At 40.3% G+C, this 14480-nt stretch carries 18 protein-coding genes; all 18 read left to right on the top strand.

The window, feature by feature from the left end:
• Positions 1-110 precede the first annotated feature (110 nt).
• Positions 111-890 carry a GTP-sensing pleiotropic transcriptional regulator CodY gene (codY, locus tag NSQ49_RS03545; protein ID WP_159862659.1) on the top strand — a complete coding sequence of 260 codons (780 nt, stop codon included), beginning with the start codon at positions 111-113 and terminating at the stop codon, positions 888-890.
• A gap of 428 nt (positions 891-1318) precedes the next feature.
• Positions 1319-1714, top strand: a complete 396-nt coding sequence (flgB, locus tag NSQ49_RS03540; protein ID WP_159862660.1) for a flagellar basal body rod protein FlgB — start codon at positions 1319-1321, stop codon at positions 1712-1714.
• A 2-nt stretch (positions 1715-1716) separates the two neighbouring features.
• A complete protein-coding gene (gene flgC, locus NSQ49_RS03535; protein ID WP_159862661.1) occupies positions 1717-2169 on the top strand; it encodes a flagellar basal body rod protein FlgC in 453 nt (150 codons plus the stop codon).
• A gap of 13 nt (positions 2170-2182) precedes the next feature.
• Positions 2183-2488 carry a flagellar hook-basal body complex protein FliE gene (fliE, locus tag NSQ49_RS03530; protein WP_159862662.1) on the top strand — a complete coding sequence of 102 codons (306 nt, stop codon included), beginning with the start codon at positions 2183-2185 and terminating at the stop codon, positions 2486-2488.
• A gap of 149 nt (positions 2489-2637) precedes the next feature.
• Complete coding sequence (gene fliF, locus NSQ49_RS03525) at positions 2638-4245, top strand: flagellar basal-body MS-ring/collar protein FliF (protein WP_159862663.1); 1608 nt, start codon at positions 2638-2640, stop codon at positions 4243-4245.
• 12 nt (positions 4246-4257) lie between these two features.
• Positions 4258-5274: a flagellar motor switch protein FliG gene (fliG, locus tag NSQ49_RS03520; RefSeq protein ID WP_251282824.1), complete on the top strand. Its 1017-nt coding sequence runs from the start codon at positions 4258-4260 to the stop codon at positions 5272-5274.
• Positions 5267-6043, top strand: coding sequence for a flagellar assembly protein FliH (gene fliH, locus NSQ49_RS03515; RefSeq protein WP_159862665.1), 777 nt, complete (start codon positions 5267-5269; stop codon positions 6041-6043). The genes fliG and fliH overlap by 8 nt, the downstream gene beginning before the upstream one ends.
• On the top strand, positions 6040-7356 hold the full coding sequence (fliI, locus tag NSQ49_RS03510; RefSeq protein ID WP_159862666.1) for a flagellar protein export ATPase FliI: 1317 nt from the start codon (positions 6040-6042) through the stop codon (positions 7354-7356). Before fliH ends, fliI begins: the two co-directional genes overlap by 4 nt.
• Positions 7357-7359: 3 nt before the next feature.
• Positions 7360-7803, top strand: coding sequence for a flagellar export protein FliJ (gene fliJ / locus NSQ49_RS03505; RefSeq protein WP_159862667.1), 444 nt, complete (start codon positions 7360-7362; stop codon positions 7801-7803).
• An 8-nt stretch (positions 7804-7811) separates the two neighbouring features.
• Positions 7812-8423: a MotE family protein gene (locus NSQ49_RS03500; protein ID WP_159862668.1), complete on the top strand. Its 612-nt coding sequence runs from the start codon at positions 7812-7814 to the stop codon at positions 8421-8423.
• A gap of 23 nt (positions 8424-8446) precedes the next feature.
• Positions 8447-9715: a flagellar hook-length control protein FliK gene (locus NSQ49_RS03495; protein ID WP_159862669.1), complete on the top strand. Its 1269-nt coding sequence runs from the start codon at positions 8447-8449 to the stop codon at positions 9713-9715.
• Between the two features lie 11 nt (positions 9716-9726).
• Positions 9727-10179 carry a flagellar hook assembly protein FlgD gene (flgD, locus tag NSQ49_RS03490; protein ID WP_159862670.1) on the top strand — a complete coding sequence of 151 codons (453 nt, stop codon included), beginning with the start codon at positions 9727-9729 and terminating at the stop codon, positions 10177-10179.
• A 14-nt stretch (positions 10180-10193) separates the two neighbouring features.
• Positions 10194-10586: a TIGR02530 family flagellar biosynthesis protein gene (locus NSQ49_RS03485; protein WP_159862671.1), complete on the top strand. Its 393-nt coding sequence runs from the start codon at positions 10194-10196 to the stop codon at positions 10584-10586.
• A 69-nt stretch (positions 10587-10655) separates the two neighbouring features.
• Complete coding sequence (gene flgG / locus NSQ49_RS03480) at positions 10656-11462, top strand: flagellar basal body rod protein FlgG (protein WP_159862672.1); 807 nt, start codon at positions 10656-10658, stop codon at positions 11460-11462.
• 54 nt (positions 11463-11516) lie between these two features.
• Positions 11517-11741: a flagellar FlbD family protein gene (locus tag NSQ49_RS03475; protein ID WP_095242360.1), complete on the top strand. Its 225-nt coding sequence runs from the start codon at positions 11517-11519 to the stop codon at positions 11739-11741.
• Positions 11728-12156 (top strand): flagellar basal body-associated protein FliL, encoded by a 429-nt coding sequence (gene fliL, locus NSQ49_RS03470; RefSeq protein ID WP_159862673.1) that lies wholly within the window; start codon positions 11728-11730, stop codon positions 12154-12156. The genes NSQ49_RS03475 and fliL overlap by 14 nt, the downstream gene beginning before the upstream one ends.
• A gap of 40 nt (positions 12157-12196) precedes the next feature.
• On the top strand, positions 12197-13195 hold the full coding sequence (gene fliM, locus NSQ49_RS03465) for a flagellar motor switch protein FliM (RefSeq protein ID WP_251282913.1): 999 nt from the start codon (positions 12197-12199) through the stop codon (positions 13193-13195).
• Positions 13185-14477 (top strand): flagellar motor switch phosphatase FliY, encoded by a 1293-nt coding sequence (gene fliY, locus NSQ49_RS03460; RefSeq protein WP_251282825.1) that lies wholly within the window; start codon positions 13185-13187, stop codon positions 14475-14477. The genes fliM and fliY overlap by 11 nt, the downstream gene beginning before the upstream one ends.
• Positions 14478-14480 lie beyond the last annotated feature (3 nt).

Raw genomic sequence — 14480 nt, 5'->3', positions numbered from 1 at the left:
AGGCAAAGGGTATGGAAAAATGAATACTGAAAAAAGTCAACAACAGCAATAACTTATTTAATTTTAACAAAATATATGTTTATGGGTTGCAGCAAATAGGAGGAAATACAATGGATTTATTAACAAAAACTAGAAAAATTAATGCAATGCTTCAAAGAGCAGCCGGGAAGCCGGTTAATTTCAAAGAAATGTCAGAAACACTAAGCGATGTAATCGAAGCAAATATCTTCGTAGTAAGCCGCAGAGGCAAACTGCTTGGGTTTGCTGTAAATCAGCAAATCGAAAACGAGCGTATGAAACAAATGCTTGAAGATCGTCAGTTCCCTGAAGAATATACGAAGAATTTATTTAACATCCAGGAAACTTCTTCTAATCTGGATATGGAGAGTGAATATACTGCATTTCCAGTAGAAAATAAAGAACTTTTTGCCAGTGGCTTGACTACGATTGTTCCGATCATTGGCGGCGGGGAGCGTCTTGGCACACTAATTCTTGCAAGATTACAGGAACAGTTCCATGATGATGATTTAATTCTTGCTGAATATGGTGCGACAGTAGTTGGCATGGAAATTCTGCGTGAAAAAGCGGAAGAAATAGAAGAAGAAGCGCGCAGCAAAGCGGTTGTACAAATGGCAATCAGTTCACTTTCTTACAGTGAGCTTGAAGCGATTGAGCATATCTTTGAAGAGCTTAACGGCAATGAAGGACTTCTTGTTGCATCAAAAATTGCGGATCGTGTAGGCATTACCCGCTCTGTAATCGTTAATGCTCTAAGAAAACTGGAAAGTGCAGGAGTCATTGAGTCCCGTTCTTTAGGAATGAAGGGTACTTATATCAAAGTCCTAAATGACAAATTCCTGTTTGAATTGGAAAAGCTGAAATCAAACTAATAAATTTCTTTAAACCCGACCCTCAGTGGCGGGTTTTTTTTGTTACAAATTCATTACATTTAATGCTGGTAAATTTATGTATTTTAAACATTTTTTATAAGTTCATTGGTCATGTGTTATATAAATTTCAAATATATCAATCAGTTATATAGGTTAAAAGATCTACTATAGTGGATGTCAATAAAATTCGGAAGGAATCAGGTGCGGAGTAATTATGGTAAATACATCCAATTACCTTATGTAACTTTCAGCATATTTTAAAGATTTGTCGAAAATAGGCCAAAAGTATTAGTAAAATTACTCTTATGTACATAGACATATTATTTCGTATTCATTACAATAATGTTTATGATGACATATTTTGTCCATTATCAACAAATTTCTACAATTATTACCATATAAAAATGTTTTTATTCGAGGTGTTTTGATTGAAGCTGTTTTCTGGCACTCTATCTACATTAGAACAAGCACTTAATTATTCATCGCTCAAACAAAAAGTAATATCACAAAATATTGCAAATGCTGATACACCAAACTATAAAGCAAAAGATGCAAGCTTTAAAGCAGCTTTCAAAAGTGTTTTAAATGATTCAATGGAAGCAAACAAAAGTGATTTCAGACATTACGAGTTTAAAAACGCTTCATCTCCAGGGCAAGGTATAGTAACAAAACCTGATTCTTCCTACAACCATAACGGCAATAGCGTTGATTTGGATAAGGAAATGGCGGATCTGGCTTCAAATCAGATTTACTATAATGCAGTTATTGAACGAGTAAGCGGCAAGTTTTCCAGTCTGCAGAATGTATTGCGGGGAGGCAAATAGTAATGTCTATGTTTCATAGTATGAATAATACAGCATCGGCGCTAACTGCCCAAAGGCTCCGGATGGATGTAATTTCTTCTAATATGGCTAATGCTGATTCTACAAGAAGTATAAATGGAGCCGGACCCTATAGAAGGAAGTCAGTGGTACTGGAACCGAAAGAAGGGCAATTTTCATCTTTCTTGAATATGGCCATAAGCCAAAAGGGGAGAAATTCTGCAGGGAACGGGGTAAAGGTGTCCAGAATTGTAGAAGATCGGGTAACCCCAACTAAAATGGTTTATGATCCTTCGCATGTTGATGCTAATGAAGATGGATATGTTGAAATGCCAAATGTGGATCCTTTAAGAGAAATGGCAGATCTTATTAGTGCAACAAGATCCTATGAAGCTAATGTTACGGTTTTTAATGCCTCTAAAGGCATGATGATGAAAGCATTGGAAATCGGCAAATAAGGAGAACCTTTAAATGAGAAATATCATGTTTATGCCAGTGAATACAATAAAGCCCGCTGAAAACCAAAAGACTCATACATATACATCATTCGATGCTCAGCAAAGTTTTTCGTCGGTTTTAAAGCAATCAATTGAAAAAATAAATAATGCACAGATTCTGTCAGACGCTATGACTGAAAAGCTTGCAAAGGGAGAAAATATCGATCTTCACCAGGTGATGATTACTTCACAGAAAGCGAGCATCACGATGCAGGCAGCTCTCGAAATCAGAAATAAAGTAATAGAAGCTTATCAGGAAGCGATGAGAATGCAGGTTTAATACTAAGGCACTTCCATTGAAAAACTTAGAAAATTGAAAGAATCCTCTGATAGGTGGGGTTTTTTCAATTTTTTAATGAAAGAAAATGATTAAAGCTAAAAACTAGTTATGGCGGTTATTAGCTAAGACAGAATAACCGGAGGATTGGGATGAAAGAGACGCTACAGATATATATAAGCAATTTGAAAGCCTACTGGGTGAGCAGGTCAAAAAAGCAAAAAACTATAATGATTGGTGCAGCTGCATTATGTATACTGCTGATTGCAGCTGCTGCTATCCTCAGTACCAGAACGAATCTCGTTCCTCTATACAGCAACCTGACACCTTCTGAAACTGGAACGATAAAAGAAAGTCTTGATACGAGAGGAATTGTATCTGAAATAGCAGATGGCGGAACAACAATTAAAGTACCTGAAGAATCAGTAGATACTCTGAAAGTAGAGCTGGCTGCAGAAGGTATTCCGAAGTCGGGCAGCATTGATTATTCATTTTTTAGCCAAAATGCAGGAATTGGCATGACTGAAAATGAGTTCAATGTTCTGAAGCTGGAAGCAATGCAGACTGAGCTTGCAAATTTAATGAAAGGGATCGAAGGTGTCAATGATGCCAAGGTAATGATTAACCTTCCGGCAAAAGGCATCTTTGTTAATGATCCATCAGAGGAAGCCTCTGCTTCAATTGTTCTTAACACAAAACCAGGACACCAATTTGAAGAATCGCAAATTCAGGCGCTTTACCACTTGGCTTCGAAAAGTATACCAAACCTTCCCACTGATAATATCGTCATTACCAACCAGTTTTTTGAGTATTTTGATTTGAAAAATGAACAAAATTCTTCACCTAAAAGCACATTTGCGGCACAGCATGAAATCAAGAAAGAAATCGAGCGGGATGTACAGCGCCAGGTGCAGAACATGCTGGGGACTTTAATGGGCCAGGATAAAGTGGTTGTATCAGTAACAGCCGATATTGACTTTACCCAGGAAAACAGGGAAGAGAACCTTGTTGCACCTGTTGATGAAGAAAATATGGAAGGGCTGGCGATCAGTGCTCAAAAGATAACGGAAACGTTTACTGGAAACGGTGATGCTGCAGGCGGATTTACTCCTGCTGGAGGAAACGACGAGCCTGCCGGTACTGTTGCAGGTTCTTACCAAGAAATTGGAAATTCAAACGGGGATTATGAACGAATAGAAGAGACTATTAATAATGAAGTTAATAAAATTCGCAAAGAAATAGTTGAAAGTCCATATAAAGTCAGGGATTTAGGGATCCAGGTAATGGTGGAACCCCCGACTGCGGATGATCCTGCATCACTTCCGCAGGAAAGAATTAATGATATTACAAAAATTCTTGGGACTGTGGTCCGCACAACAATTAATAAGGATGCTGCAGTTGAAGAGGAATTAACAGACGACGCGATTCAGGAAAAAATCGCTGTTTCTGTACAGCCGTTCAATGGTAAAGTTGAATTCCCTAATGAGACAAGCACCAAGATTCCCTGGTGGATTTATGCAATTGGGGGAATGCTTCTTTTAATAATTGCTCTATTAATCTTCCTTTTTATAAAAGCCAGAAAGAACCATATACAAGAAAAAGAGATAGAATCACATGCATTGGACACAGTCAACATACCGGATGTTAATGAAGAGCATGAAACGGAAAGTACAATGAGGCGTAAACAGCTGGAGAAAATGGCAAAAGAAAAGCCTGAAGACTTTGCAAAGCTGCTGCGTACATGGATCGCAGAAGATTAAGGGGGATAAAAAATGCCAAAAAAAGAACAAAGAGAACTAACAGGTAAGCAAAAAGCGGCAATTCTTCTTATTTCACTCGGTCCTGATGTTGCATCCTCTATTTATAAACATTTAAGTGAAGAAGAAATAGAAAAATTAACCCTGGAAATCTCCGGGGTCAGAAAAGTTGATTCGTTCGCTAAAGAAGAAATTCTCGAAGAATTCCATCAAATTGCCCTGGCACAGGACTATATAACACAGGGCGGCATTGGCTATGCAAAAACAGTTCTCGAGAAGGCACTTGGTACTGAGCAGGCTTCAGCCATTATAAACAGGCTGACGTCTTCTCTTCAGGTAAGACCTTTCGATTTTGCGAGGAAGGCTGACCCTGCACAAATTCTAAATTTTATTCAAAATGAACACCCGCAAACCATCTCCTTGATATTGTCTTATCTGGATCCTGCACAGGCCGGGCAAATTCTGTCAGAGCTGCCGCAGGAAATGCAGGCGGATATTGCAAGAAGGATTGCTGTAATGGATAGTACATCTCCTGAGATCATTAATGAAGTTGAACAGATACTTGAAAGAAAACTGTCTTCTACTGTAACTCAGGATTATACTCAGACCGGCGGGATTGAATCGGTGGTTGATGTCCTTAATGGAGTTGACCGTGCAACAGAAAGGACAATTCTGGATGCACTGGAGATTCAGGATCCAGAGCTTGCTGAGGAAATTAAGAAGAGAATGTTTGTGTTTGAAGATATCGTTACCCTAGACAGCCGCGCAATACAGCGTGTCATCCGTGATTGTGAAAGTGAAGACCTCATGCTATCGCTGAAAGTATCGAGTGATGAAGTTAAAGAAATTGTCTTTAAAAACATGTCTTCCAGAATGGTTGAAACCTTCAAGGATGAAATGGAATACATGGGTCCTGTGAGACTAAGAGATGTTGAAGAGGCACAATCAAGAATCGTTGGCATTATAAGAAGATTGGAAGAATCAGGGGAAATTATCGTCGCCCGCGGCGGAGGAGAGGATATTATTGTCTAGGCTAATAAAATCATACTCACCTGCAGTGCCAATTGAAGAAAAAAAAGTCATTTCGATCAGACATCTGCACAGCCATTTAAACCACAATGAAGAGGAAGTGGAGCAGTGTTCAGTGAGACCCTATGAAGAGGTTCAAGCCATGCTGAACAAGGCCCATGAGGAAGCTGAATGGATTGTCAATACTGCAAGAATAGATTCAGAAAATTTGGCCCGGCAAATGGAAGAGCAGCGAGGGGTGCTTGAACAGGAAAAACAAAAAGTTTTTGAAGAAGCCAGAACACATGGATTTGCTGCTGGAGCAGAAGAAGGCAGACAAAGTGCTCTTACGGAATACACTGACCTGATTCAGATGGCAAGAGAAGTGGTAGACTCCGCCAAACATGATTATCAGCAGCACATTGAATCATCAGAACGGACCATTCTGGATCTTGGATTAAAGGTTGCAGGGAAAATACTTGGTGAAGTTCTAGAACAGGACAGTGACCAATTTCTTTCTATTGTAAAAAGGGCTCTAAAGGAAGCAAGAGAATACACAGAGATACAGCTTCATGTGCACCCAGTGCATTATGACTTGGTTCTATCTCATAAGGAAGAACTAATCCGCGTTTTTCCTAAAGAGACAGATTTATATATTTATCCAGATGAGGAATTAAGCAATACAAGCTGCGTCATTGAATCAGCAAACGGAAGAATTGAAGCCAGTGTTGACAGCCAGCTTGAAGAAATAAAAAGTAAACTCTTTGAGATGCTGGAGAGTGAATCAAATTGAAGCTTGAACAGCTGATCAGCGAGATTGAAAAAGTAGATAGCTTTAAGCGTTTTGGCAGGGTAAAAAGAGTAGTGGGTCTGATGATTGAGTCACAAGGACCGGAAAGTTCAATCGGGGATGTCTGCATTATCCATATCGGTAATGGGCGCACAAGAAAGATCCAGGCGGAAGTAGTCGGGTTTAAGAATGAGAATGTGATCCTTATGCCTTATACAGATGTACAGGACATATCACCAGGATCTCTTGTCGAAACAACCGCTAGACCTCTTGAGGTGAAGATAGGCCCAGCTCTTATCGGACAGGCAATAGACTCACTCGGACAGCCTCTCGATGGGTCTATGCTCCCAAAAGGGCTGAAGCCAGTTCTAACGGAACAAACTCCTCCTAATCCGCTGAAAAGGCCGCCGATCTCTGAGCCTATTGAAGTAGGTGTAAGAATGATCGACAGCCTGCTTACTGTAGGAATCGGTCAGCGAGTCGGGATTTTTGCAGGAAGCGGTGTCGGGAAAAGCACACTTCTTGGAATGATAGCCCGTAATACAAATGCCGATTTAAATGTGATTGCTCTTATTGGGGAGAGAGGCAGAGAAGTCAGGGGATTTATTGAGAGGGACTTAGGCCCGGAAGGTTTGAAAAGATCCATCGTGGTGGTTGCTACTTCTGATCAGCCGGCACTCATGAGAATTAAAGGGGCATATACAGCCACTGCTATTGCTGAATATTTCAGGGACAAGGGCTTAAATGTCATGCTAATGATGGATTCGGTAACACGGGTGGCAATGGCTCAGCGTGAAGTAGGCCTTGCAGTCGGAGAACCGCCAACAACGAAAGGGTATACCCCATCTGTCTTTGCTGTATTGCCTAAACTTCTGGAAAGAACCGGAACAAATGAATATGGCTCTATAACGGCATTTTATACCGTGCTGGTGGACGGGGATGATATGAATGAGCCGATTGCAGATACAGTCAGGGGAATACTGGATGGACACTTTGTTCTGGACAGATCGCTAGCAAATAAGGGGCAATATCCAGCTATAAATGTCCTAAAAAGCGTAAGCCGGGTAATGAATCATATTACAGATTCCTTTCATATTAAGTCAGCAGAAAAAGTGAGAGAGATGTTAAGCACATATATCAATGCAGAGGATTTAATTAATATTGGAGCTTACAAACGGGGTTCATCGATGGAAATAGACGAAGCTATACAGTTGTATCCTTCGATAATCTCTTTTTTAAAACAAGAAACGAATGAAAAAATTTCTATCTTGGAAAGCATCAGCCAATTAAAGAGATTAGCTGGTAAAGGGGAATAAAAAATGCAGTACCAATTTAAATTCAATAAAATCCTGAAGATCAAAGAAAAAGAAAAAGATCAGGCGTTCGATATATACAATCAGGCTGTAAAACGATTCGAAGAAACTGCTAAGAAACTATACGATCTGCTGAAAAAGAAAGAAGATCTGGAAGAATATCAGCAATCAAGACTGGAAAATGGACTTCCGGTCCAGGAAATCAGGCATCACCAGCATTTTGTGAGCAGCCTTGAGAAGACGATTGATCATTATCAAAAGATGGTGGCGAATGCAAGAAACCAAATGAATTTTCAGCAGGAAAAACTAATGGAAAAAAACATTGAAGTAAAAAAGTATGAAAAAATGCAGGAAAAAGATTTAGCATTTTTTCTGGAAGGCATGAAGCAAGCAGAAGGAAGGCAAATGGATGAGATCTCGATTCAGCTGTTTATGAATCGGGGAGATTAGGTGGTTAAATGAAAAAAATGCAGGAAGAACAAGAGACTCCCAAAACAAGCAGGTTTCAATGGTTTATATATGCATTCTTAATCCCCATCCTTTTCGGAATAACCGTAGCCCTGCTGATTTTTACAATAACAGGAAACAACATTTTTGATACAGCTAAAGAATTTACCCAGAAGGTGCCTTTTATAGCTGAGGTTTTTGATGATACAAAATCCCGTTCACAGGAAGTGATGGAGGAGCAGCTCATTAGCCTGCGGGCAGAAGTAAAAGATCGTGAAGCAAGGATTTTCCAGCTGGAAAGCGAGCTTGACAGCAAAGAGGTTGAAATAGAAAGAGCAGGACTGGAAAAGCAAAGGCTGGAGGAAGAAATCAGCGAGCTTACGGCTATTAAGGAAGAAAACAAGCGAGCGTTTAAAGACATCGTAAGGACTTATGAAAGAATTTCTGCTAAAAAAGCAGCACCTATTTTAACTGAAATGAAGGATGAAGAAGCTGTAAAAATATTATCAACAGTTAATTCTGACACGCTGGCCGCCATTATGGAGAAGATGGAACCTAAAGACGCTGCACGATATACAGCACTTTTAACAGCTGCCAAAGAAAAGAACAGATCCAGTAATTAAAATCTTGAGAGGAGGTGAATTGAGTGCAAATTGGAGGATTGGGATTTATTCAGTCGCAATTTTCATCCGAAGATAAATTATCTCTGCAAGATACAGGCAGCACTGATTTTGGAAATCTTTTCTCTGCTTTAATCGGTAACGCCAAACCACAAGGAGAAAACTTTTTGTCTGCCAATGAGAATAATATTAATCAGTTAGCAGCAGATGAGGATCATATCGAAAAGTTAAACGAAACTATTCGAATTCTTAAAGTAAATGACATCTCCGAATTGGAAAATGGAAGCGAACTTCTGGAGATGATCACCTTTCAAAATGAAACTGACATAGCTGAGATCATATCAGAGCAGCTAAATCTTTCGCAGGAAGAATTAGTCCAGATGCTTGAGGGTTTTATTGAACAGGTTCTGCCGGAAGTAAAGCTTAAGGAAGTATATCCTATAGGAAATATAGATGCAGAAAACAAATTCGGTTTATTAATTTCAGTACTCTCCGATTTTGGTCAAATAGAAGGCATCAACCTGCAGGGGAAAGATTTTAACGGGGCATTAAAAGCTCTGAAACTGTATGATATTCTGTCTGCGAAACAGGACTTTTACACTAGTACACCAAACCTGAAAGATTTCCTGAATAATATTCAGGTAAAAGTAGAAAGTCTGATAAACAATAGAGAGGGAATTTTACAGAAGCACTTTATCCCGCTTGCAAACGAACTAAACTCTGTAAAACAGCCAAATAATGCTGCAAATGAACCTGCGCTTCAGGCTGGTGCAAATAGCATACATAGGTCAGAAGCGGGTTTCCAGGGATTTATTCAGGTTCAATCCTTTACAAAGCCTGAACAGATGGCTCTTCTGAATCATCAGGGAAGGGCAGTAAGTGCAGACCAGCTTATGCAGCAATTTGAAAACATATTATCCAAAAGCAGTTTCCTCAAAACAGGCGGGACACAAAAGTTATTTATCAAGCTGAACCCTGACCATCTTGGAGGGCTGCGCATAGAGCTTATTCAAAAGGACTCAGCGATGATTGCCAGGATACTTACTGCCTCTGGAGCGGCTAAGGAAATTCTGGATTCACATATTAACGGATTGAAGCAGGCCTTTAGTTCCCAAAACATCCAGATTGAAAGAATAGAAATTTCCCAGCAATTGACGCAGCAGGATCGGTCTTTTAACAAGGATTCCCAGCAGCAGGAACAAAGGCAGCAACAGAACAGGGATGACCAAAATAAACAGCCTGAGAGAGAATTTAACAGCTCTTTTGAAGAAGCGCTTCTTCATACAGAAGCATAGGAGTGAGATAGTTGGCAAATACAATAGATTCATCTTTAATGCTATCAAACTACAAAAGCCAAACCCGAAAAACCGGCTCTGATATTTTAGGCAAAGATGATTTCCTGAAAATTTTAATGACGCAGCTGCAAAACCAGGATCCAATGAATCCGATGCAGGACAAGGATTTCATTGCACAAATGGCAACCTTTTCGTCCTTGGAGCAGATGACTAATATGAATAAGACGATGGAGAAGTTATTGGTTTTTCAGGAGCAGAACCAGCTGATGACATACAATAATTTTTTAGGGAAAAATGTAATCTGGCATAAATTGACCGAATCAAGCGAACCTAACCAGGCTCCAAGTATAGAAGAAGGAACTGGTAGAGTAGTTTCTATCCAGTATAAGAATAATACAGCAATATTTATCTTGGATGATGGAACGGAGCTTGAACCGGCAAATATTTCTCAATTAAATGAGTAAAAGGAAGTGAGCGGTTGGATAAACTTATTTATCGTCCGATCCACACCCAGCCGGTAATTACACCTAAAGGGAATGCTGTTCAAACATCAAAGCAATCGAAAAATCCTTTTTCAGCCCACCTCCAGACGGCCTTACAGACTGAGAGTAATTTAATTGTCAGCAAGCACGCTCAACAGAGACTGCAACAAAGAGGCATACAAATAAGCGGAGAGCGTTGGGGGCAAATTGAAGAGAAAGTTCGGGAGGCCAAGCAAATGGGTGTTAAAGATTCCCTTGTATTGCTTGAAGAAGCAGCACTTATAGTAAGTGCAAAGAATAATACTGTGATTACTGCGATGGATCGTAAAGAAGCTCAAACCCAAATCTTCACAAATATCAATGGAACCATAATTCTGGATAATAACTAGGCTGGACCATATAAGGGGGCCAAAGCTGCGGACTGACAGAAGCAGCATAATGAGAGGAGCAACTAACTAATGTTACGTTCAATGTATTCAGGTATAAGCGGTATGAAAAACTTTCAGACAAAGCTGGATGTAATCGGGAATAATATTGCGAATGTTAATACTTTTGGATATAAAAAGGGTCGGGTAAATTTTAAAGATATGGTGAGCCAGACAATTTCGGGCGCAACAGGAAGTGGAGACAATTCGGGCGGTATCAATCCAAAGCAAGTAGGTCTTGGTTCGCAATTATCCTCCATAGATACAATTGATACCCAGGGAAGTCTTCAAACCACTGGCCGTGTTTTGGATATAGGGATTCAAGGTGATGGCTATTTGATGGTGCAGCGAGGAAACAACACCTATTATACCCGTGCCGGGAATTTGTATCTTGATGATAATGCAAATCTTGTTACTGCATCAGGAGATAAAGTTAAAGGATCTGATGGTGCAGCAATCCAATTAAACGGCGGGGATGCAACTGTTATAAAAAGTTTAAGCATTTCGAATGACGGAACTATAAACTTTTTAATAGACGGGAATGATACCCTGCAGACTACCGGGCCAATTGGAATAGCCCGCTTTAATAATAATGGCGGCCTTGAAAAGATTGGAGACAATCTTTATAAGGACACTGTAAACTCAGGAGACGCAGTCCCATTAACCCCGGGAGAAAATGGTGCTGGAGTACTCGTTTCTGGGACCCTGGAAATGTCAAACGTAGACCTGTCTGAAGAATTCACTGAAATGATCACGGCTCAGCGCGGTTTCCAGGCGAACACCCGCATCATTACAACATCAGATGAAATCCTGCAGGAGCTTGTTAATCTAAAACGTTAATTTAAAGGAGGGTCAGGGCTGAAGGCACAGGATCTTTAGCCCTGAAATTGAACATTGATAAAAGTATCTCGCCTGAACGGCAAAACTTTTGTATTAAACGCTCTGTACATAGAAACAGTAGAGTCCTTTCCAGATACAACAATTACGCTCACGAATGGGAAGAAGTATGTCGTAAAGGAATCTGAAGATCGAGTCATGCAATCGATTTTAGGATTCTATCAATCTGTTAATCTTCTGGGGCAGCAGCTGGCGGAGGGAAATGAAAATGAAGAACAATAAGCTATTAATGATAATGTTAACTATGCTAGTAGCGATCACACTTATTGGAGCAATCGCCCTGGTGATTGTGATGAAGTTTTCGGGTGGTGAAGAAACAAAAGAGCCGACGATTGATGAAGTGCTCGAGGCCTCTGTGGATATTCCTCAAGTTACATCCAATTTAGCGAGTGATGATTATATCAGGATTTCTTTTAAAATCCAGACTGAAAACAAAAAAGCTAAAGAGGAATTGCAGAAAAGAGATTTTCAGGTGAAGAATCTAATCATTCAGGAATTATCTGAAATGAAGGCAGAGGATATTCAGGGGAAAGAAGGCCAAATTAAGCTGCAGGAAGATTTAAAGACCAAGATTAACGGTTTAATGCAAGAGGGAAAGATCGTTCAGGTGTACATAACCGAGTCTCTCCTCCAGTGATTACCGAATTTATAAACGCAATAGATGGAGGTGAGGATTGATGCCAGGTGAGGTTTTATCGCAAAGCGAGATTGATGCCCTGCTCTCAGCTATCTCAACTGGAGAAATGGATGCTGAAGAGCTAAAAAAGGAACAGACAGAGAAAAAAGTGAAAGTTTATGATTTTAAGAGAGCTTTAAGATTCTCTAAAGATCAAATACGGAGTTTAACAAGAATTCATGAGAATTTTGCCCGGCTTCTAACCACCTTTTTTTCTGCCCAGCTAAGGACCTATGTGCAAATTTCAGTTGCATCTGCAGATCAAATTCCATACGAAGAATTTATCCGGTCCATTCCGAAAATGACAATCTTGAATGTAATTGAAGTGCCCCCGCTGGATGGAAGAATTCTTATGGAAGTGAACCCAAACGTAGCATATGCCATGATGGACAGGCTGATGGGCGGACGAGGGACAAGCATCAATAAAATTGAAAATTTAACAGAAATTGAAACAAAAATCATGTCAGCCACATTTGAAAGGGCATTTGAAAATCTAAGGGAAGCCTGGAGTACAATCGCTGATATTGATCCGATATTGTCTGATTTTGAGGTTAACCCGCAATTTCTGCAAATGGTCTCTCCAAATGAAACAGTCGTCGTTATATCACTAAATACGACAATTGGAGAAACGAGCGGGATGATTAATATTTGTATACCTCACGTCGTACTTGAACCCATTATTCCTAAGCTGTCAGTGCATTATTGGATGCAGACGGATAAAAAGGAAAGGGAGCCGGAGGTCATTGCCCGGCTTGAGCAAAACATTCATAAAGCGGAAGTTCCAGTTATTTGTGAACTCGGCACTTCTGACATTGCCATTCAGGATTTCTTAACCCTTGATATTGGAGATGTCATTGAGTTAAATCAGAGAATTGATCATGCACTTACTATAAAAGTAGGCAATATTCCAAAATTCATCGGCCAGCCCGGAAAAATGATTAAAAAGATGGCCGTGCAAATTTTAGACACTGTGAAAGGGGGAGATGAGGATGATGAGTGATGATATGCTTTCGCAAGATGAAATTGATGCTCTATTAAGGGGAGCCGCTGACGATAGCGACGAAACAGATTATAATGAAGCTTTTTTTCAAACCGAGGATTATTTGTCCCATATGGAGCAGGATGCATTAGGTGAAATCGGCAATATTTCTTTTGGCAGCTCTGCAACTGCATTGTCCACGTTATTGAATCAAAAAGTTGAAATCACAACTCCAGCTGTATCAGTTGTTTTGCGAAAGAAATTAGCCGATGAATTCCCGCATCCTTATGTAGCAATTCAGGTGAGTTACACGGAAGGTTTTTTCGGAAGCAACCTGCTTGTCATACAGCAATCGGATGCAGCCATCATAGCTGACTTAATGCTTGGGGGAGATGGAACCAGCCCAGCTGAATTAATGGGGGAAATTCAGTTAAGCGCTGTTCAGGAGGCAATGAACCAGATGATGGGTTCTGCAGCCACTTCAATGTCAACGATATTTGGAAAAAAGGTTGATATTTCACCGCCTGCAATCGATATTCTTGATTTGCCACAGGGGGAAGGCGCCGATAGAGTACCGGCAGATGACATGCTGGTAAGGATTTCGTTCCGATTGAAAATAGGCAGTCTGATCGACTCAAATATTATGCAGCTGCTTCCGCTGGAATTTGGCAAAAGTCTTGTGAATGAATTATTAAATCCGGTGCAGGAACTTCCCGAAAATAACTCTGTTTCTGTAGAAAAGTCTGCGGCTCAGGCACAGGCTGATAATCAGGAAAGCCGGCATTCAAATGATAATAAGCCTGAAGCACATACAGGCGGATTGGATCAGCCTTACACTCAAACTGCTTATTCCGGAGAGCAGCCGGCATTTTCACAGTCGGTTATGAATCAGGCATCTAACCCAGGCTATACACCTGCTCAAACCCAGGCGCAGTATAACGGGCCGCAGCATTTCGGAGGCTTTTATGCAAATGGAGTGCAGCCGAATGTACAGCCTGCAGCTTTTTTGAGCTTTGAACCATTCCAAATGCAGGAGCAGGAAACAAAGAATTTAAATATGCTTCTGGATATACCGCTTCAGGTAACAGTCGAGCTTGGAAGGACCAAACGTTCCGTTAAGGAAATACTTGAACTGTCTTCAGGATCAATTATTGAGCTGGATAAACTGGCTGGTGAACCTGTTGACATTCTGGTAAATAACCGGTTAATTGCGCAGGGTGAAGTGGTTGTCATTGATGAGAACTTTGGTGTGAGGGTTACAGATATTATCAGCCAGAGTGACCGTATTAAAAAATTAAGATAATAA

It is taken from the genome of Cytobacillus sp. FSL R5-0377, assembly GCF_038004385.1.
In the GTDB taxonomy this organism is placed as follows: domain Bacteria; phylum Bacillota; class Bacilli; order Bacillales; family Cytobacillaceae; genus Cytobacillus.
Note: the sequence above shows the minus strand (reverse complement) of the source record. Positions and strands in the feature narration are given on the sequence as shown.

Bases quoted from the DNA above. Each gene is read 5' to 3' on its own strand.
- codY (WP_159862659.1), top strand. From the start codon at position 111: ATGGATTTATTAACAAAAACTAGAAAAATTAATGCAATGCTTCAAAGA.
- flgC (WP_159862661.1), top strand. From the start codon at position 1,717: ATGTCTATGTTTCATAGTATGAATAATACAGCATCGGCGCTAACTGCC.
- fliE (WP_159862662.1), top strand. From the start codon at position 2,183: ATGAGAAATATCATGTTTATGCCAGTGAATACAATAAAGCCCGCTGAA.
- fliF (WP_159862663.1), top strand. From the start codon at position 2,638: ATGAAAGAGACGCTACAGATATATATAAGCAATTTGAAAGCCTACTGG.
- fliG (WP_251282824.1), top strand. From the start codon at position 4,258: ATGCCAAAAAAAGAACAAAGAGAACTAACAGGTAAGCAAAAAGCGGCA.
- fliJ (WP_159862667.1), top strand. From the start codon at position 7,360: ATGCAGTACCAATTTAAATTCAATAAAATCCTGAAGATCAAAGAAAAA.
- NSQ49_RS03500 (WP_159862668.1), top strand. From the start codon at position 7,812: ATGAAAAAAATGCAGGAAGAACAAGAGACTCCCAAAACAAGCAGGTTT.
- flgG (WP_159862672.1), top strand. From the start codon at position 10,656: ATGTTACGTTCAATGTATTCAGGTATAAGCGGTATGAAAAACTTTCAG.
- fliL (WP_159862673.1), top strand. From the start codon at position 11,728: ATGAAGAACAATAAGCTATTAATGATAATGTTAACTATGCTAGTAGCG.
- fliM (WP_251282913.1), top strand. From the start codon at position 12,197: ATGCCAGGTGAGGTTTTATCGCAAAGCGAGATTGATGCCCTGCTCTCA.
- fliY (WP_251282825.1), top strand. From the start codon at position 13,185: ATGATGAGTGATGATATGCTTTCGCAAGATGAAATTGATGCTCTATTA.